Annotated in this window: 14 protein-coding genes; 3 read left to right on the top strand and 11 right to left on the bottom strand. The window is 39.7% G+C overall.

Translation table 11 applies throughout. The annotated features are described in order from the left end of the window. Nucleotides 1–20 precede the first annotated feature (20 nt). The 6 genes from HNP77_RS10510 to HNP77_RS10485 all read right to left on the bottom strand — a co-directional run bounded on the left by HNP77_RS10510 (nucleotide 21) and on the right by HNP77_RS10485 (nucleotide 8572). The gene (locus tag HNP77_RS10510; protein ID WP_184653135.1) at nucleotides 21–671 is read right to left on the bottom strand and encodes a hypothetical protein; all 651 of its coding nucleotides are present in this window, start codon (nucleotides 669–671) and stop codon (nucleotides 21–23) included. A gap of 48 nt (nucleotides 672–719) precedes the next feature. Then, nucleotides 720–1415 (bottom strand): hypothetical protein, encoded by a 696-nt coding sequence (locus HNP77_RS10505; protein WP_184653134.1) that lies wholly within the window; start codon nucleotides 1413–1415, stop codon nucleotides 720–722. Nucleotides 1416–1441: 26 nt separating this feature from the next. Next, on the bottom strand, nucleotides 1442–4597 hold the full coding sequence (locus HNP77_RS10500) for a glycoside hydrolase family 2 TIM barrel-domain containing protein (protein WP_184653133.1): 3156 nt from the start codon (nucleotides 4595–4597) through the stop codon (nucleotides 1442–1444). Between the two features lie 144 nt (nucleotides 4598–4741). Continuing rightward, nucleotides 4742–5467: a response regulator transcription factor gene (locus HNP77_RS10495; RefSeq protein ID WP_184653132.1), complete on the bottom strand. Its 726-nt coding sequence runs from the start codon at nucleotides 5465–5467 to the stop codon at nucleotides 4742–4744. Beyond that, a complete protein-coding gene (locus HNP77_RS10490) occupies nucleotides 5442–7274 on the bottom strand; it encodes a sensor histidine kinase (RefSeq protein ID WP_184653131.1) in 1833 nt (610 codons plus the stop codon). The genes HNP77_RS10495 and HNP77_RS10490 overlap by 26 nt, the downstream gene beginning before the upstream one ends. A gap of 2 nt (nucleotides 7275–7276) precedes the next feature. Next, nucleotides 7277–8572, bottom strand: a complete 1296-nt coding sequence (locus HNP77_RS10485; protein ID WP_184653130.1) for an ABC transporter substrate-binding protein — start codon at nucleotides 8570–8572, stop codon at nucleotides 7277–7279. Between the two features lie 207 nt (nucleotides 8573–8779). Between HNP77_RS10485 and HNP77_RS10480 the strand changes: the two genes are divergently transcribed. Then, on the top strand, nucleotides 8780–10129 hold the full coding sequence (locus tag HNP77_RS10480; protein ID WP_184653129.1) for a glycosyl hydrolase: 1350 nt from the start codon (nucleotides 8780–8782) through the stop codon (nucleotides 10127–10129). Between the two features lie 37 nt (nucleotides 10130–10166). Continuing rightward, nucleotides 10167–10754: a hypothetical protein gene (locus tag HNP77_RS10475; protein ID WP_184653128.1), complete on the top strand. Its 588-nt coding sequence runs from the start codon at nucleotides 10167–10169 to the stop codon at nucleotides 10752–10754. Between the two features lie 75 nt (nucleotides 10755–10829). Here the strand turns inward: HNP77_RS10475 and trpF are convergent, their stop codons facing one another. From trpF to HNP77_RS10460, 3 genes are all read right to left on the bottom strand, one after another. Next, on the bottom strand, nucleotides 10830–12356 hold the full coding sequence (gene trpF, locus HNP77_RS10470) for a bifunctional indole-3-glycerol phosphate synthase/phosphoribosylanthranilate isomerase (RefSeq protein ID WP_184653127.1): 1527 nt from the start codon (nucleotides 12354–12356) through the stop codon (nucleotides 10830–10832). Between the two features lie 13 nt (nucleotides 12357–12369). Then, nucleotides 12370–13992: a bifunctional anthranilate synthase component II/anthranilate phosphoribosyltransferase gene (locus tag HNP77_RS10465; RefSeq protein ID WP_184653126.1), complete on the bottom strand. Its 1623-nt coding sequence runs from the start codon at nucleotides 13990–13992 to the stop codon at nucleotides 12370–12372. A 598-nt stretch (nucleotides 13993–14590) separates the two neighbouring features. Then, complete coding sequence (locus tag HNP77_RS10460) at nucleotides 14591–16564, bottom strand: Na/Pi symporter (protein WP_184653125.1); 1974 nt, start codon at nucleotides 16562–16564, stop codon at nucleotides 14591–14593. Nucleotides 16565–16747: 183 nt separating this feature from the next. Between HNP77_RS10460 and HNP77_RS10455 the strand changes: the two genes are divergently transcribed. After that, nucleotides 16748–17224: a pyridoxamine 5'-phosphate oxidase family protein gene (locus HNP77_RS10455; protein WP_184653124.1), complete on the top strand. Its 477-nt coding sequence runs from the start codon at nucleotides 16748–16750 to the stop codon at nucleotides 17222–17224. A gap of 142 nt (nucleotides 17225–17366) precedes the next feature. On the opposite strand, the gene HNP77_RS10450 is transcribed toward HNP77_RS10455, so the two are convergent. Continuing rightward, a complete protein-coding gene (locus HNP77_RS10450; RefSeq protein ID WP_184653123.1) occupies nucleotides 17367–19166 on the bottom strand; it encodes an InlB B-repeat-containing protein in 1800 nt (599 codons plus the stop codon). A 316-nt stretch (nucleotides 19167–19482) separates the two neighbouring features. After that, nucleotides 19483–20139, bottom strand: coding sequence for a TetR/AcrR family transcriptional regulator (locus HNP77_RS10445; protein WP_246428920.1), 657 nt, complete (start codon nucleotides 20137–20139; stop codon nucleotides 19483–19485). Nucleotides 20140–20332 lie beyond the last annotated feature (193 nt).

Raw genomic sequence — 20332 nt, 5'->3', positions numbered from 1 at the left:
AGAGACATCCTTATCAATAATCATTCACTTTCGTTCAGCTTAAAAGGAATGTAAGTAACCTGTTTTCCTTCATCATCATAGAAGGCAACATTTTCTATATGAATGATGTCTCCGGAAGGAGTATTGCTCCACCCGAGAAGAAACAGAATATGCGTAGTATTCTGGATAGTAAGATTAATCTCAACATGCTGCGGTGTTTCAGAAAGAATTACATTTTTCTGATTAAGTGGTGAATGATAGACAGAAATCTCAAGTTCCTTACCGGAAGAACCTTCGCTCCATACATCACACTCAAAGCTGCTTACAGAAGAAACATCATATTCTCCGTCAATACCGGTTCCGCCTATACCGTATGCACCGAATACAGGCATATAGGAGCCGCCTTCATCTCCGGAACTCCTGAAAGTTCCGGCATCAAGATCAATTTCCGGGTTTCTTCCCCAGCTTTCATTTTCTCCCATACCCCAGCACTGTATGCCGGAAAAAGGAGCATAACCTTTCCAGAATTTTGCAGTTGTTTCTTCGCCTCCAAAAGGATCATTTTCAGGCTGCCTGTATCCTTTGTTTCTCCTTGCCTTTGCAGAAGATCCGTCATTAAAAGCACCGTCAGGATTACAGGCCAAAAACAAAACTGAAACTAAAAGCAGCATAAGTTTACAGATTTTTTTCATAGCAGTTCCTCCTTAACGGGAAGACATACATCTTCCCGAAGAAAAAAATCATGTTCCGGCATATGCAGGTACGACGAAGTTACCTTCATCATCCTGCCAGTCAATTTCCTTAACTTCTACCCATCCGCCGTCTCCACCGATTGTAAGGCAGGAAGACATTGTGGATGTAACTTCTCCATATGTAACAGGAACAGTAATTTCAGTCCACGTAGTTTCATTATACTCAGAAGTATAATGATCAAGACGATACCAGACTTTTCCGTTACCATCCTGAGTAACACCGTCCCAGTCACCTATACCTTCCGTTTCATTATTCCCAAAGAAATAAATAGTATTTGCAGGTGTAGTACCGCGGATTTTCATTACAATCTTTGTATAACCTTTTCCGTCAAGATCTTTATTTGCACCAGAATTAGTTCCGGCTGCAAGGTTTACACCCCAGTAAGTACCGCCGCAGGGACGTATTGCCTGAGTAATCCTCATTCCTCCATCAGCTCCGTCCTCAGTTGTGGCTACAGCACCATCATTGTCCCAGCACTGCCATGGTCCCATTTCATAGCCTTCTGCATGCTTATAAAGACCATTACTGACTGCAGGGCGAGGCTTTGGTTTATATCCTTTTTCCCTGCGGGCTGATGCAGAAGAACCGTCATTTGAAAATGCATCCATATTGCAGGCTGAAAGTATGAATGCAAAAGCAGCTGATACAGTCAATGTAAAAATCTTTTTCATATCAAGTTTCATATAATACTCCTTGTCGTAACATGTTTTTACAGACCAACGCTGACGTAAGTCGTAAACTCAAGATACCTGGCACCATCAGGATTATCACGATATGCATAAGGAAGTGCATGATAAGAATCCTGGCTGTATTTTCCAAAATTTGCCCCCTGAACCCTTACACCGATTCTGTTGTTTGAATCAATGAATGAAGGTTTCTTAAATCCACAGGCAATATCAATGCTGTACTGAAGAGGGAATGTATAGTTCTGGTCACGCATCCAGCCTGCACTTCCCCATCCGTTTACAGTTGCATCTGCCCTCATAATCCATCTCTTATAGCGGGCTGCAAAATTTGCACCGATAAATGTGATGTCATCAGGATCGCCATAATATGCAACAGACGGAGACTGATGTCCTACATTTACACCTGCAATAAGACGGAGAGAGTTTGAAGGATTTGCAACAACTCTTGCTCCGAACTGCCACAGGTTATGCTGAAGAGGAAGTGAATTATAAGCCCTCCAGAAATCACCGCTTGCAATAGTACCGTCATTTCTGTCTACAGTTCCGCCGTTATTATCCTTGTAAGGAAGAAGGTCAGTTTCTCCAGCATAAAGCTGATAAAGACCGCTTATAGAGAAAGCAAGTTTTGCATTTTCTGTTTCATTATTATCCCAGTTATGGAACCAGGTTCCGCCTTCAGGATCATAAGTAATAACAGTTTCAATTTCAAAACTCTGACGGTTTCCCTGTCCTACATAGAAAGGAGAGCCATCAACAATACTGCGGGTTCCGTTTGCTGCTTCAAGAGGTGTACGTACACGAACAACAGGTTTTATTGAAAGAGGACCATAACCAAAATCTACACCAGCCTGTAATTCAAGACGGTTACCGCTTCCTGAATCTCCGGAAAAGAATCCGCCGTTAACAGGAGCTCCGTTTGTATCTGCAACAAGACCGCGGTAAATTGCATTTGCATAAACAAAGGAATACGGAATCATTTTTGTTCCGATCTGAGCATAAGCACCCAGTGTGTCAAAGTCAGAGATTTCTTTTTCACTGCCGTTCTTCGTAGTGTATTTAGCTCCAACCTTTTCTGAACCTGAATGAAGGATACCGAGTTTTACAGAAGCGATATCATTAAAATAAAATTCTCCGTATACGGAAGCCTTTCTTCCTGAACCGTAAGCATTGAACGGTGCAAGTGCCATGTTTTCACTCTGACCGAATTCCTCACAGAAAAGGAAACCGTAATTGATCCAGCTTAAACCTTTAACGCCAGGCCAGAATCCCTTATAATAATTTGCAACAATCTGAGGTGCGGCGCCTCCGTAAATCTCCGGACCTCCAATTACACTGAGACCAGAAAGTTTTCCCTTACCGGTAAATTCAACAGCAACAGGAGCTTTTGAACCGTAAGTATCATATCCGACAATATCAAATGCATCCTGAGTAATGTTAAATACATCACCGTTTCCAGCATAACCTGCATGACCGGTATGATAATATCCATTCAAATCGAAGTTTTTATTTTCGTAAGAAAGATTTGCTGCATAGAAATCAAAATTCTTTTCATAGTCATAAATGTTTTCACCGTATGGAACATCATCATAGTATGAAGAATAATGATCACGGAGACGGCTGAACGGTTCTCCGGTAAAAGCCTTGAAGGTTGCACTTCCATTAACATTTTCTACAGGATTCATTGCAAGAGTTACGCTTGCCTCTGCCTGAAGAGAAGGTTTATTTTCCATTTTATCTGAATTATATCCGTCAGACTTATATTCATTATTTACATAACGGAATGCATCACGCCAGTTATGTCCGTCTTTTATATCATCCAGGAGATAATTTAAGAATACAGGAGTAGTAAACTGAGCCGAAACATTCATTGAAGAAATACTGAAAAGTTTTGACTGCTTTATGTCTTCACGGATTGTTTCACTGTTTCCTCTTGAAAGATAAATATCTTCAGGGAGAGTAGCAAAAAAACGTTCCATTTCTGCATTTGTAGAATTATAAAGGGAATGTTTCCACAGATCACAGAAGAAATAATATGCAGCGCGGGGAAGACGCTTATTTACACCGTTAACTGTAACAGTACTCTGACCGCACAGACCGAACCATTCCTCGTCCATGTTGTTGACGCCTTCCTTGAAGTCAAGGGAATATCCTGAGTTTGCCCAGGTTCCCTTATCATTATGAATGGTAAGATCTTTCCACTGATAGATTTTCCACCATTCGTCAATCCATTCAAAAAGAAAAGCACCGAGTACATTCTGGTGACGGCCCTTACCGTAGCCTTCCTGATAAACTTCTTCCCACTGTGTCTTAAAATACTGAAGCTGAGCCCACTGATCTTCCTTACCGGTAACCGCATTGAATGCATCCGCACCACACTCCGTGAACACGGCAGGCTTATCAAGTTTAGATGCTACATCTTCATAAAAACCTTCATAGAATTTCCATCCGCGGTAAACGTTACTTCCGAATATGTCAAGACTCGGACAAAGTTCTGCGATAAGATCGATATACTGAACGTCACCGTTAACGATTCCTACAGGATGATCAGGATCAACTTCATGCATTGCCTTAATTGCTTCTTCAAACATGCTGTAAAGATAAACAGCCTTTGCACGGTGCTGCTCACCTACAGGAAGATTTTCAATTTCTGTACTTGACCATTCAAGACCGTAATTGCTTTCATTTCCAAGCATGTAAAAAAGAAGTCCGCGTACGTTCTTATACTTTTCTGCTGTATTGCGGGCCATTTCTACAAGAGTTTCGCGGGTATCTTTATCCTGATAATCCGTCGGGAAAACCCACTTTCCTTTTACAGTAACTCCGTAACGTCCCATGAGGTTATTAATAAGAGTATATATTCCGTAGTTTTCGTAAATATATTCAACCCACTTCGGAGGAACGTCATCAAAGCTTCGGATAACGTTAACACCCATTGCCTGAAGCATAGGCATGTCAGTATTAAGAGTGGCCATAATGAAGTCATCATCCATGCGCCACAGACTGTAATTATAATCCATTCCAATCGGAGTATTACTCCAGGTAATACCCTTTATTTCAACTTCCCTGTTGCCGTCAAACATACGCCATCCGCCGGCATCTTTTCTAACGGTAACTTTTGCAGATGCAAACCCCGTCAGAAACGCAAACAGGGCTGCAAAAACTATCAGAGATTTTTTCATAAATCCTGCCTCCACATTTTTTTGTTTTCCTGAAAAAGTGTAAAGGCAGCCTTAAGATAAAAACAGAAACAGAATTTTATAAATGGTGTAATTTTTTTATATAAAAAAAACTGCCGTTTTAATTCAAACGGCAGTTAAATAAAATCACTCTTCTCCCTGCATGAATTTTTTAGGAGTATATCCGGTTATTTTTTTAAAAAGCTTTGTAAAATATTTTGTATCATTAAAACCGACTTTTTCTGAAATTTCATAAACTTTATAATATCCCTGCTTAAGATAAAGACAGGCTTTTTCAATTCTGACCTTGTTTACATAGTCAACAAACCCCATGCCCATATCCTGAGAAAATTTTGTGGAAAGATAACTGGAAGAAAGTCCAAGTTTATTTGCAACAACAGACAATGAAATATTTTCAGAATAATGATCATCAATAAATTTTGCAGCCGACCTTGAAATTGCAGAAAGATTGTCCTCTGAAGATTCAGGCTTCTGAGATTCTTCTCCATCAGCAAAAGTATTTACAAGGGCAGCAAGTTCAGCAGCCCTTACAGGCTTCATTATATATTCCCGGGCACCATAATGCATTGCCTGCTGGGCATATTCAAATTCATTAAAACCGCTGAGAATAATAAAAACAGGAGCAAGACCGGATTCTTTAGAAAGGCGCATAACATCAATACCTGTATATACCGGCATCTGTACATCAAGAATTACAATATCCGGCACATTCTTTATCATTAATTCAAGCGCCGTACCTCCGTCCCCCGCTTCAAAAATCTGATCAACGGAAGAACAGTGATTCTTAATATACCTTGATAAACTGGAACGCACCAGCTCTTCATCATCAGCTATCAGCACTTTCTTTGACATTTTCCTCTCCTTCAGTACCATTCTCATCAAAAGGTACTGTTATGCGGACACAAGTTCCCTCTCCGGGAATACTTCCGATATCAACAACTCCCTCTTCTCCATAAAGAAGATGAATTCTGTCTATGATGTTTTTTATTGCATAACCACCGACCCGATCATGACCGACTTTCTTTTCTCCGGAAAACAGCGAATTAATTTCGGCCTGAGTCATTCCCACACCGGAATCTTTTATTTCAAAAATCATTTTTCCGTTATCATACTTTCCGCTTATGAGCAGATTGCATTCAGAAGTCTTATTTGAAAAACCATGCTCGATGGAATTTTCTACAAACGGCTGAAGAAGAAGCTTTGAAAATTTCTGATGGCGTATACGTTCATCAAGAAGTATTGAATACTGCAGTTTTGAATTGAACCGCATTTTCTGAACTTCAAGATAATGCTCTATGAGTTCAAATTCGTTTTCTACAAGTATTTCCTGTTTACCCCGGCTCAACACAAGCTGGAACAATCTTGAAAGTGAAAAAATATTATCCGCAAGAGCTTCGTTATTCTGGTCAATCGCCTGCCAGTACAATGAATTAAGGGTATTATACAGAAAGTGAGGATTTATCTGAGACTGAAGGCTTGCAAGTTCATTTTCCTTTTCCTTCATCTTTATTACATAATTCTCATTAATAAGGGAATCAATATCAGAGACCATTTTATTAAACGCACGGGCTACATCACCTATTTCATCATCATCATAAACTTCTACATGCTGAGTAAAATCTCCCTCGGCAAATTTTTTAATTCCCGAAGAAAGATTAAAAAGCGGTTTTGTAATATATTTAGACATAATCCTGAGAAGCACATACAAAGCAATAAGGATAAGAAACAGAGCAAAAAGATATATGCAGATCTGCTGAAGAAAGAATCCTCTGTAGGCAGTCAGAGAAACAATATCGCAGACTATGGAACTACCTGATTCAAGCTTAGTACAGGTTATGTAATTGCCGTCATAAAAAGACTGAATCGTCGTTTTATCTTCTGAAAACTGCCCGAGAATATTCCGCTGAATATAAAGTTTTATATCCGTATCAACATCTTCTACGGAACACAACTCCTCACCGTCCGCATTAAATACCAGAAGACTTTCTCCTGCACTATTCAAAGCACCATGACAGATATTTTCAAAAGTAGATTTATCAAGACCGATGGCAATAAAACACAAAGGCTTTCTGTCTTTAAGATCAAAAAGTTCCCGGTAAAAAACAATTTTATCCTGCCTGTTTACTTCAAAAGTTCCCCGGGTACTTTTAGGAACAGAACACCAGTACATGGAGTACTGCCTGTTCATTGTAAAACTATATTCTTTTGTATTCCTGACTTTTGCTATAGTCGGATGATTTACGCTTCCATCCATTCCCCGTAAAAAAGGCTGAACTCCATTTTCAGGATAAATAGCAAAACTTCTTATACCGCCGTTAAGGGCAATCAGGTTCTGAAGGGTATTAAAATGAGCTTCATCAAACCACATTCTGGAATTTTTATTTAACTCTTCAACATCAGAAGAACAGAGAATTTTTTTTATATCGTTGTCTACACCGACAAAAGTTGAAAGTTTTTTTATATCATCCTGAACAAGCTGAATATTAACTGCAACACTTCTGGAACTTGTATATGACTTTTCCTTTATGTCGCTGACCTTCGCCCTGAAAGAATGAAAAAATAAAAAAAGAACGATAAACAGAAATAATGGAGAAAAAATTCTGAAACCGTAAATGACATACTTTTTACGTATACTTCTTCTTGATGATTTGCCTTTCATAATCAGTATGCCCCTTCTCGTTCCAGAAGCTTTATAAACTCTTCGGGCGTTATCTGTCCTGAAGCAAGACGCAGAATGTTTGCCTCACACAAATATTTAAAATCAAGATTACCTCTGTCATTAAGAGGAGAACCTGAATAATCATCTGCAGATTCGGCAATCCTTACAAGTTCCGTGAGACAAGGTACATCCGTTTCGTAAAGAAAGTCACTTTCATTCTGTGCAGAAATTCCAACCGCATTTTTTAATCCTAAACGGGACAGTCGTTCCGGAGCAAACATAAACTTTAAAAATTTTACGGCTTCCTTTTTATGAAGGGAATCAGCAGAAACTGCATAACCGCCGCCATACCAGGCAAGTACTCCGGATTTTCCAGGAGAATCCTTATTAATAGAAGGAAATTTTATCACACGTATATATGGTGTAATTTCATTCCAGTAAGTGGTATTAACTGCCATTGAAGTTTCCCAGCTTCCCATGTAATACATGGCTGATTTTCCAGACAGAAAGAAATTCTGTGCAGCACCATAATCATCCTGAGTAAAGTTTTTCTGAAAAAGATTTCCCGAACAGGCCTTACAGAAAAGATTCAACGCCTTAAGAATCCGTTCATCAGAAAAATTATGGGTTTCAATGGCATGATCTACTATATATCTGTAATCTTTTCCTGAAATATCATAAAGAATATCAGAAAAGAAAATCATGAGCGGCCAGCCGTCACTTCCATCCATCCCGACAGGAACAAAATCGTGATTCTGAATTTCTTCCGCAACATCAAACAGCTCATCAAAAGACTGGGGAACTTTCCAGCCGAAATCACGGAACATTCTTTCATTATAATAGAAGAGAGCTACGTCCGTATTCCGTGGAAGACCGTACAGTTCTCCCTCATAAGTAAAACCGTCCAGTGTCCCTTCCTTAAATCCGAAGTTTTTAAAATCAGCAGAATCAAGAGGTTCTAATTTTCCTGCAAGGACTGCCTCTTCAAGAAAAGCCCTCTGCCCCCAAACACTTACAATATCCGGAAGCCTTTCATGACAATAAACATGAAATTTAGTTTTATATGCAGTTTCATCAAGAGTCTCAAGCTTAATTATAATATCAGGATTTTCTTCCATAAATTCATCAATTATGAGCTGTTCTACAAGCCCCTGGCCGAAATTCCTGTCCGGTAGATTGGAAAAGAAAGTCAGTTCAACCGAATGCTTTTTTTCTTTACCGGAACAACCGGTGAATACAACAGAGACAAAAGTTAATGTAAATAAAATTATTCCACCAAAAATTCTGTTAAGCTTCATAAAAAAATCCGCCTTAGGTTAGTTTATATTCATATTTTAAGACATAAAAGCCATCAATGCATATAAAAAGTGTAATATTTTTAGATTTTAAACAGCTTGCACACGGCAAATATTTTACACCTTTTAGAAAATTTCTCCTCTACTCTGCAGAAAAAAACAGTGCAATAATTTCAGCTGTAAAATTAAAATTAATACGATGGAGAAAAAATGAAAAAAATTTTAACGGCTGCACTTTTATTATCAGGAACCTTTCTCTCATTCAGCCTGCCTTCACCTGCAAAGCGGGGAATGTGCTACAACAGTTTTACGGAGAGCGAAATAAAAACACTGGAAGAAAGTAATGTTACATGGGCCTACAACTGGTATCAGAATCCGGGAAAAGATAAAATAGGTCCTGACCATAAGATTGAATTCATGCCTATGATATGGGGTGCCGGAGAAGATTTTGATGAAATGGTTACCCGCACAAAGGAATATCTTGCCGCAAACAAAAACGTAAAATGCCTTCTGGGGTTTAATGAACCAATGATGAAAGCTCAGTACGGAGGATGTGCCCTGACACCGAAGGAAGCCGCAGAAAAATGGCCTGTACTTGAACAGATTGCGGAAGAATACAAAGTAGAACTTGCAGGTCCTGCACTGACCTGGGGATTCGAACCTCTTTCTGACGGAAAAATATATGGCGCACCGGAAGCATGGATGGATGAATTCATCTCAGAATACAAAAAACTTAATAAAAACAAAGAACCGAGATATGATTATCTCGTACTCCACAGCTACATGGATTACCCTTCTGCCGTAATGTGGTTCTGCAGCACCTACGGAAACAGATACAATAAAAAAGTTCTCCTTACGGAATTCTGTGCATGGGATCAGGATCCTAACCAGATTCCTCATCAGGATAAGAATGAACAGATTACTGCAATGACACAGAAAGTAGAAGCAATGGATACGGAAGAAATCGTAGAAGGTTACGCCTGGTTCATGTCCCACGCAGAAGCAGAAAAAATTCCATACAATTCTGTATTTACAAAAAAAGGTTCTGACGGAAGTCTTACGGATTTAGGAAAAGTCTATCTCTACATGACAGATGTAAGCAGAAGCAAAACTTTTACAGCAGGAGAAGTAATTCCTGCATATGAATATTCATCATCAAGCAACTACAACACAACTGTAGGAGAAAAATGTGACGACGGAATCCGGTTCAACACACCTGTAGGAATCGCTCCGGCAACAGACAGGGGAGATAAAAAACTGTACAAGAAAATTCCTCTTGAGCTGGGAAACTTTTCTAATAAAAGATTTGCCAACTATAAAGTTAATATTCCTTCTTCAAAAAAATATACAGTAAGCCTGCGCATCATGACTGACAGGGAGGAACTTTACATAATAAGTGCAGACGGAAAAGAAATAGTACAGAAAGAAATTCCTTCAACAAAAGGAAAATGGAAGACTGTAACACTTGAAGCTGAACTGAGTGAAGGCATCCGGGAACTTCAGATTAAAACTCTGGGAAATGCCCGGACAGCAAAATTCTACTGGTTTACAATTGAATAGTCATAAATCTACAATAAAATATTTACAGGAGTTTATCATGAAAAAAACAATTATTGCAGTAACAGCAATGGCTGCTCTCTTTTTAGGCAGCTGTGCATCTTCAAAACAGGAATCTGTTTCTTATGCCAACAATCCTCCGGTATACTCAAATACAGGAAGCGGAGAAAAAAGCGTTCTGTTTAAAACATTTCCAGGATGCGGAGTTCAGATCTGGCAGAATGAATGGGGTGCACACGAAATGACTTTTGACATTGACTACACAGGCGGATGCATTACTGTAGGAAACGTGGGATGGTGGGGAGGATCCTTCGGATGCTACGACAACGGCATTCCTAACGGAGCAACCCTTAATCTTTCTGACATCGCAAAAGTTACTTTCGAGGCAAAGGCAAGTTCTTACGGAACTTTCTACATGAACTTTGACAATAATCAGAAAAACGAAATAGATGTAACTCCAAACTTCAAGGAGTACAGCATTGACCTTAACCACATGAAATCAAAAACCGATTATCTTTTTATGATCGGCGGTGTAAGGGATCTTAACGATAAAGGAACGCAGGTCTATATTAAAAACATAACCTTCTATGATTATGACGGAAACGAAACAGTTCCAAAGTACAACTGAAATTAAAAGACAGTAATAAAAAAAATAAGGTGTACATCAAATTCTAAAAAAAATATTTGATGTACACCTTATTTTTTATTTCAATTCAGAAAAAAAACTTTCGAGTTTAATTGAACTTTTTTTACCGGGAACTTCTTCAACTCCCCCTGCACAGTCAATCAGCTCAGGATTGAAACTAGAAACGACAGACCTGACATTATCGGGAGTAAGACCGCCTGCAATCCATAAAGGATACTTTTTCTGAACAGCCTTAACTAAATTTTCATCAATACAGTTTCCTGTTCCGCCGACTGCAGTTCCCTTTACAGCAGCATCTGCAAGCACTCTCGGCTCTCCCATATCAAAAAGAAAGTCCAGTTTCTTTACATCTTCCTGTGAAGAAATGTTTATAGCTGCATAATGAGGAAGCACTCTTAAATTTTTATCCGAAATAAATTTCTCTGCACATTCAAACGTATGAAGCTGAAGCACATCAAGTTTACCCCTTCTGCACAAATCAATGGCAACCCGCGCTTCCTTATCATCAGGATTAACTATAACGCCTGCTTTAACAGCTTTTACTTCTTTTAATTCATCAAGAAGTTTTTCTGCTTCGTCAGAGTTTACATGCCGGGGACTTTTATCATAAAAAATGAATCCTAAAAAATCAGCTCCGTTTTTTACTGCCATTTGAGCATCATTAGAATTTGTAAGTCCGCATATTTTTACCAGCGGAAGTTTCTTTGCTGCCCTTTCTTCGAATGAAGAAGAATAATTAAGCCAGAAACGTGCATCAGCATCAGAAAGAGACGTCTTAAAAGACTGGACAAGTTCTTTTCGTATAGACGGATTTTTTGCCGCAGCTTCTCCAAGAAGAAGTCCCTTAAAGCCAAGGGAAGAAACAAAAGCAGCACTTTCGGGAGTACGGATCCCGCTTTCAAAAATTACCCGGGCATTTTGTCCCAAAACTTTTTTTATCTTTTCCAGCATGAAACAGGGTTTCAGCAAATCTATGGTAAAATCAGAAAGATCCCGGCTGTTAACTCCGCACACAATATAAGAAGGATCAACACTGCCGCATACCAGCTTAAGTTTTTCTACATCCTCCTCAAGACGGACTTCCACCAGCGAAGTCATTCCACAGGAAGCTGCACGTCTTGCCATGGAAACAATTTTCTCTTTTGAAAGAATTCTGCAGATAAGAAGTACTGCATCAGCGCCGGCCCTCCAGGCAACATCAATGTCTTCTTCGGTGATTAAAAAATCCTTGCGCAAAACAGCAGGACCTGTTTTACCGGTTTGCCTTTCATATTCATCCACAGCAGCACAAACTTTCATCAAGTCGCTGAGGTCTCCCTTAAAAAAATTCTTCTCTGTCAGACAGCTTATTGCTCCGGCTCCTGATTCAGCATAAGACAGAGCTGTGTTATAGGAATCAAGTTCTGGTGCAATATCTCCTTTAGAAGGTGAAGCCCGCTTTACCTCAAGTATAACTCCCTTATCCTGTAAAAAAGGATGAACAGGGCGCAGTCTTTCTGAAGGAATATCTACGCCCATAGTAAAACCGTTCTGCTTTATGTTTTCCCTTCGCAACTCAACAATTTTAGAAAGAATATCAGACATGTCCCATCCCCGTTTAAGCGACATCCTCTCCATTCAGTTCGTGACTTACTTTCTGAATCTCTTCAAGTTTTGCCAGAGTCTTTCCGGAATCAATTGCATCCAGAGCCATTGCGTATCCGTCTTTTAAGGTCCGGGCTTTTCCACAAAGATACAGAACGGCTCCCGCATTAAGGCCTACAGCATAACGGATTGTCCTGCGGCCTTTTCCCTGTAATATTTCCATTGCAAGAGCTGCATTGTCGCTTCCGTTTCCGCCGTACAGTTCGTTTTCATCTGCATCAGTAATTCCAAAATTTGCAGGATCAATTATGTACTGGTTTTCATTTCCATTTTCATCAATCTGGAAGACACGGGTCAATGCACATGGAGAAATCTCATCATAACCGTCATCAGAGTTTACGACCATTACCCTCTTTGCTCCAAGAGACTTTGCGGCACGGGCATAATCTTTCAGCAGTTCTTTTGAATAAACTCCGAGAACTTCATATTCAGCATTTGCCGGATTTAAAAGAGGACCGAGCACGTTAAAAATTGTTTTTATTCCAAGTGCCTTTCTTATAGGTGCAGCAAAGCGCATGGCTGAATGATAAACCGGTGCCATTAAAAATCCGAATCCTGTTTTCTTTACAAGTTCTGCAGTTTTTTCAGGTGCTGCCATGATGTTGATTCCAAGAGCTTCAAAAAAATCCGCAGCTCCTGACTTAGAAGAAACAGCCCGGTTACCGTGTTTAGCCATAACCTGACCGCAGCTTGAAGCAACAAGTGCAGACATTGATGAAATATTAAAACTGCCTTTTCCGTCTCCACCAGTACCTACAATTTCTGCAAGCCCGTGATTTTCAAGAGGAAAGACCTTTTTCTTTTTTAACATTACCTGTGCAGCACCACCCATTTCATCTGCAGTCGGAAGTCCTCTGGCTGCCATTGCCGTAAGTATGGAAGAAGCTATTTTTTCGTCCATAGTTCCGTCTGTAAGTTCACCAATAAAACTTGAAGTCTGTTCACGGGACAAAGGCTTTTTCTGATCAATAAGCTGATTCAAAATAAGTACATGAGAAATATTTTCCCTGCTGTAATTAAGAAAGGCTTTAAAGAGAGCATCACCTTTTTCACTGGCAATACTTTCCGGATGAAACTGAATTCCTTCAAGAACAAAGGACTTATGGCGAATCCCCATTATGTCTCCGTCTTTTGCTCTTGCCGTAACTTCAAAATCTGATGGCAAAGTTTTTTCGTCAATTACAAGGGAATGATATCGGGTAAAGTTTCCTTTTAATCCGATTATTCTGAAAATACCGCGGCCGTCAGTTTTTATTTCTTCTACGATTCCATGACGAATGTATTTGGCGCCGACAATTTCTGCACCAAAGGCTGCACCTATTGCCTGATGTCCAAGACAGATTCCAAGCAGTGGTACTTTACCTGCAAAATATCTGATTGCTTCAATAGAAATTCCTGCTTCTGCCGGAGTACCGGGACCAGGTCCTACAACAATATGAGTTGGAGATGCCGCTGCAATTTCTTCGACGCTGGCTTCTTCTGAACGGAAAACCATAACTTTATCTCCGGAAACGCGCTCAAGAGACTGAACGATATTAAAACTGAAACTATCCTTATTGTCGATAAATGCAATCATATTATTCCTCCATAACCACAGGCGGAAATTTCGCCAGGTATTGTTTCTTTTTATAGAAACAGTATAAGAGAGAAATGTGTTACTGTCAATAGTAACACATAAAAAAGTTTTACTATATTTTCAAACACCTGACTGCGGGGGCAGTCAGGCATCAGGGGAAATTGCTGCGTCTCTCGCAATTTCTTTTTCCCTGATGTGTCAATAGTAACATATAAAAAAATTTACTTTATTATCAAACTCCTGACTGCAGGGGCAGTCAGGCATCAGGGGAAATTGCTGCGTTTCTCGCAATTTCTTTTTCCCTGATGTGTCAAGAGAAACATATATAAAAAAAGATTCTTATGATTATCCGGTCTCCTGACTGCAGGGGCAGTCAGGCATCAGGGGAAATTGCTGCGTCTCTCGCAATTTCTTTTTCCCTGATGTGTCAAGAGTAACACATGTAAAAAAATTTACTGCATTATCAAACTCCTGACTGCAGGGGCGGTCAGGCATCAGGGGAAATTGCTGCGTCTCTCGCAATTTCTTTTTCTCTGATGTATCACAATCTGACATGCTGGATTATATTATATCAATAGAAAGTAAATATAATTACCGTCTAAGAGATTCTATACCCCACTCCACGTACTGTCTCAATCAACTTCTGATTATTTAATTTCTGGCGCAAAAGTCCGATATGTACATCCAGAGTACGGCTTTCTATTTCTTTATCATAATTCCATACAGATTCCAAAAGCTGCTTACGGGTAAGAACCTGTCCTTTATTTTTCATAAGAAGAGCGAGCAGTTCATATTCTTTTACTGCAAGCAGAACCTCTTTTCCTGATACAAAAGCCTTTCTGCTTTTTGTATTGATAATTACATTCTGCGCGCTAATAAGATTTTTTTCAGAACCATCTGCCAGAACAGAGTCTTCAACATTAGGCTGAATAGCCTGAATTACTCCAAAAATGCAGTCTCCGGCTTTTTCAATTTTGCGGACTAAATCCATGTAATTAAGTTCAGCTTTTACATTACTGCCGTTTTCAATTCGCTTACGACTTGCTTTCTTAAGTTCCCGCTTTGTACTGTCGATTCTATCTTCCACATCAGATAAAAGTACTTTATCAATTTCAGAAAGACCAAGCGCTATATAAGTACAGGTCTGTTCATAAAAAATATATACCTGATTAAAATATTCAATAAGTTCCTCTGTATGATTTTTAAAAGATTCTGACTCTGCATTTTTTTTGAACTTACAAAGTGAATGCATTATTGAACAGCATTCATCACTTAAATCTTCAAGATTCTGAATTACAGAAATCATACTGGAATAATTATTCCGGTCACTATGATTTGCAGTTGGAAGTCGGGAACACTTCTGCAGGAACCAGGAAATTTCATGATTCATTTCATCAACATATTCTTCCTGAGCATTAATTTCGTCAATTAAAATAGCCATATCCCTTTGTTGATTAAGCCCCTGATTCAGATAACCCATCATGTCCATTACACGGCCGGCCATTTTTGTAATTTCTTTCTGAACCTGAAAAGTATACAAGTCCTTACTGACATGATTTTTTGGAAGGATGATAGGGATTTTATAATGAGCATCTTTTTCTTTCTGGCTTTCATGAATCACTTTTTCTGTTATAGAAGCAATCTGTTTTACAAAAGGCAGGAAGAGCAGTGCAGCCAAAATATTAAAGACAGTATGAAGCATGGCAATATGAATTGTAATATTCTGAATTGGAGTGCCCGGAACAATTAAATCAATCAGATTTAAGAATGGCTGGAAGAAAAGCAGGGCTATTAAAGTTCCCGTAACATTAAAGGCCACATGAACAGCGGCAGTACGTTTAGCATTAACGCTTGCACCCAAAGATGACATAACTGCATCCACTGTAGATCCGATGTTGCTTCCTAACACCATAGCAGCTCCAAGCTCCCATGGAAGAGAACCGTTTGCAGACATTGTAAGTACTATCGCTGTAGTAGCAGAAGAAGAATGAATCAGGGCAGTAAAAACAGTTCCGATTAAAACTCCAAGCAGAAGACCCGCAAAATTCAAATCCTGAAATTTCTGTAAAAAGCTTACGGAATCAGGTTTTAAATTCATTGAGTTTTTAAGAAGGCCCAGCGCCATGAATAAAAGCGCAAAGCCCATGAAACAGTCAGCAAAATTATGTATCTTAAACTTTTTAAAATATTTAAGAATGAATCCAAAACCAAATAAAGGAATTGCCGCTGCCTCAATACTGAAAGAAAAGCCAAAAAAAGAAACAATCCAGGCCGTAACTGTCGTTCCGATATTTGCACCAAAAATAATTCCAATGGCCTGTGTAAGGCTTATAATCTCGGCATTTACAAAACTGACAACCATTACAGTAGTTGCGCCGGAAGACTGAATTATTGCTGTAACCGCAAGCCCTGTTAACACAGCTGTAAATCTGTTCCCGGAAATCTTATGAAGCAAAGACTGCAAGTTGTTTCCAGCTCCCTTTTGAATACCGTTCGAAAGCATCTCCATTCCAAAAAGCAGCAGGCAGAGAGAACCAATAAATCCTAAAATCTGGCTTATTACAGTTATCATATTTTTACTATAACTTTATGAACTAAAATATTACAGTTAATATGTGTAAATTGTTTGTAAATTCTGGAAACTGAACTCCTGGTATTTTTCTATTCCCTATATGCATCAGCTGGAGCAAGGTTTTAGGAGTTGCAATCTGCCTTGCAGGGCTGTATTTTATAAATAAGAAATAGGAGTAAATATATGTTCCGACCAATGAGAAGATTCAAGCAGCAGATTACAGACGCTGAATGTAAAGAGATTTTGAAAAATGAAAAACGCGGAGTTCTTTCTCTGCTCGGTGATGACGGCTACCCTTACGGACTTCCTCTCTCCCACTTCTACAGCGAAGAAGACAATAAGATTTATTTTCACGGCGCAAAAGAAGGCCACAAAATTGATGCCATCAAAAACTACGACAAGGCAAGTTTCTGCGTTTACGATTCGGGCTACCGCAAGGAAGGCGAATGGGCACTGAACATCAACAGTGTAATCGTCTTTGGAAAAATTCGTCTGGTAACTGACCCAGACCTTACCCGCAAAATCTGTACAAAGCTGGTTCAGAAATTCACAGATGACCAGGATTATCTTGAAAAGGAACTGGCAAACGCCCTCCCCCGCGTTCAGTGCCTTGAACTTGAAATTGAGCACATGACCGGTAAGCTGGTGAATGAATCGTAGGCGCGATATTGGGAAAAGTTGACGGAGCGACGCAAGCCGAGCTAAAACAGATTCTTATCTGTAATAGAATAGTACAAGCACAAAAAAAAGCGGCAGGAACTGGTCGGAGAGCCCTTACGGGCTGCCCCTACAATTTCCTGCCTTATTGCTTTTTAGTAAAGTAGCCAGGTTTTTTCGTGCCGCCGTCTATGCGGGCATATTTCTTGTCAATATGATATTCGTCAAACACTGTTCCTGCACCGCCCTTAAGACTGGCGCAGTTTTTAAACATGTCGCTAGATTCCGTCACTTTATCTGTAACAAACTTTTCAGAAGCAATGATTGTTATCAATGCCTGGCAATTGAAGAACATATCGCTCATATCAGTAACCTTGCTGGTGTCAAAGCTGCTCACATCCAGTGATGTCAATGCACGGCAGTTGCTGAACATATAGCTCATATCAGTAACCTTGCTGGTGTCAAACTTGCTCACATCCAGTGATGTCAATGCACGGCAGTTGCTGAACATCGAACTCATATCAGTAACATTGCTGGTGTCAAAATCACCTGTTTCTATGGAAACAGCATCAACCATATATTTGAAAAGGGAGTTTTTACCATCTGATGTCCTGAGGCTCATTTTTTTTCCGGGCTCAAGGTAATAATAGAGAGTTGTTTTTCCTTCATCATACCACAAAGGAATTTGATTTCCTGCCGCATCAATATAGTTTTCTGCAGCTTCAGGCCTTGCATCTGCCTTTGCAAAGCTGGTAATAGTTTTTTTGAATTTGTAATCAAAAACACTACCACTAAATTCACACAGAGTTTCAAACATTGTGCGTATTGCAGAACAATCTTTTAATTCAATATACTCAATTGTGTATACATTCCATTTGGCGTAAAGGCTAATGTTATCAGTAATCGCTGTGTCAAAATCAAAAGCGGTATCAGAAAGAGTTGTTCCTCCGTCTGTGGAAGTGTACCAGCCAGCAAAAACAAATGCTTCCGTTTCGGTTTCCGTTTTTGCAGGATCGGCGGGTTTTGTGGCCTTATTTCCGTGGACGATTGTCTGTTCCGCAGGAGATGTGCTTCCGCCTTTTGTGTCAAAAGTCACTGTGTGTGTAACTACATTTACTGTCCACTTTGCATAAAGCGTAATGTTATCACTAATCGCTGTGTCAAAATCAAATGCTGTTTCTGAAAGGGTTGCTCCTCCGTCTGTGGAAGTGTACCAGTTGTCAAAGATATAAGTTTCTGTTTCTGTAGCCTGCTTTGTAGGGTCAGCGGGTTTTGTGGCCTTTTTTCCGTGGACGATTGTCTGTTCCGCAGGAGACATGCTTCCGCCTTTTGTGTCAAAAGTCACTGTGTGTGTAACTGCATTTTCTGTCCACTTTGCGTAAAGCGTAATGTCTTCTTCAATCGCTGTGTCAAAATCAAAAGCGGTATCAGAAAGAGTTGTTCCCCTGTCTGTGGAAGTGTACCAGCCAGCAAAAACAAATGCTTCCGTTTCGGTTTCCGCTTTTGTAGGGTCAGCGGGTTTTGTGGCCTTTTTTCCGTGGACGATTGTCTGTTCCGCAGGAGACGTGCTTCCGCCTTTTGTGTCAAAAGTCACTGTGTGTGTAACTGCATTTACTGTCCACTTAGCATAAAGCGTAATGTCTCCTTTAATCGCTGTGTTAAAATCAAATGCTGTTTCTGAAAGAGTTGTTCCTCTGTCTGTGGAAGTGTACCAGCCAGCAAAAACAAATCCTTCCGTTGCGGTTTCCGTTTTTGTAGGATCGACAGGTTTTGTGGCCTTATTTCCGCTTTCAATGCTCTGACTTGAAACTTCTGTGCCGCCCATTGAATTAAATGTGACAGTGTAAAAGGTGCTGCCATCATCTGTATCAGCCTTGCAGGAAGCAAAACCGAGTGCCAGTACCACACCAGCAATGAGTGCGGTAATTTTTCCATACTTTTTCATACGAAAAACTCCTTTTTGTTGATATTTAAAAACATAAAGCCCGAAAAATGCCGTAAGCAGCATTGTCGTGTTCTCTCTCCAAAGATTATAAGAATATTTTAATAATCTTTAAAGATTTATACAATTATATGGAAAATAATATACCAGAATTTCGGGCCAGGGATTGGAGCGGCTGTGACTATAAGGGCGGAAAAGATTTTACCCGTACAAGTGAAGCAGAAGTGTCGTGCAGTTCTTAAGCGATTTTACCCATTTTCTGGGCCTGCATTCACTACTACAATTTTCTTTGGCATAATCGCGTTTCCTTCTTCAGCTCTTACTCTTTCCACGCCAGCCGCATTTTAATAAAGTCCTTCATGTTCTTGTAAAAGTCCATTGGCGGCGGTGTGATGTTAATCTGCTTAAGAGCTTCCTGGACAAGAGGATTCTTATAGCAGCAGACAGCATTTGATGAAGCATAAAATAATACATCAAGCTGGATTTTGTAAGCTGTATCCTGAGATGTACCTAACATCTGTGCAAGTCTGTCGCGGAAGGTATAGGCCAGGTCATAATATTTCTTTTTAAAAATAGCAAGACGTTCTACCGTTACATTTGTTTCTATCACCGGATTAAGATAGGAAACATAACGCATATAATCCTGATTTGCGTTGACGATTCCGGCCCATACTTCGGTAATCACGTCCGGCGTAAAATTGTTGCCTTCCGGAAAAGCCGAAAGCAGAGAGCCATAGTAAGCCGCCATTTTTTCGGCAGAGATTTCCAGAAAGATTTCTTCTTTGGTCGTTACGTATTTATAGAGATTGGCGCGAGACCAGCCCAGTTTTTCTGCAATCGTGGTAAGGGTAATTTCAGAATAAGGACAGTTTGCAAAAAGTTCTGCCGTTGCCTCTTTTATTTGAGAAAGTCTTTCTTCTTTGTGTTCATCGCTTCTTGCGCGGATGAAAACTGCTTTGCTGTTTAAGTCTGCCATACCTGGAGAATAACACAGTAAAAGATTTTTTACAATAAGCAACTTTTTGTCACTAATATCGCATTTTAGTGTTGACAAGTCACTGATTATACCATACACTTTAGTTAAGTGACACTACGTTACTAAAGAAAAAAAATGCGTTAGCGCTGGGAGCTCCTTGCCGACCGCAGGCTGAACTTGTTTCAGCCGAGAA

The organism is Treponema rectale (assembly GCF_014202035.1).
In the GTDB taxonomy this organism is placed as follows: Bacteria; Spirochaetota; Spirochaetia; order Treponematales; family Treponemataceae; genus Treponema_D; species Treponema_D rectale.
Note: the sequence above shows the minus strand (reverse complement) of the source record. Positions and strands in the feature narration are given on the sequence as shown.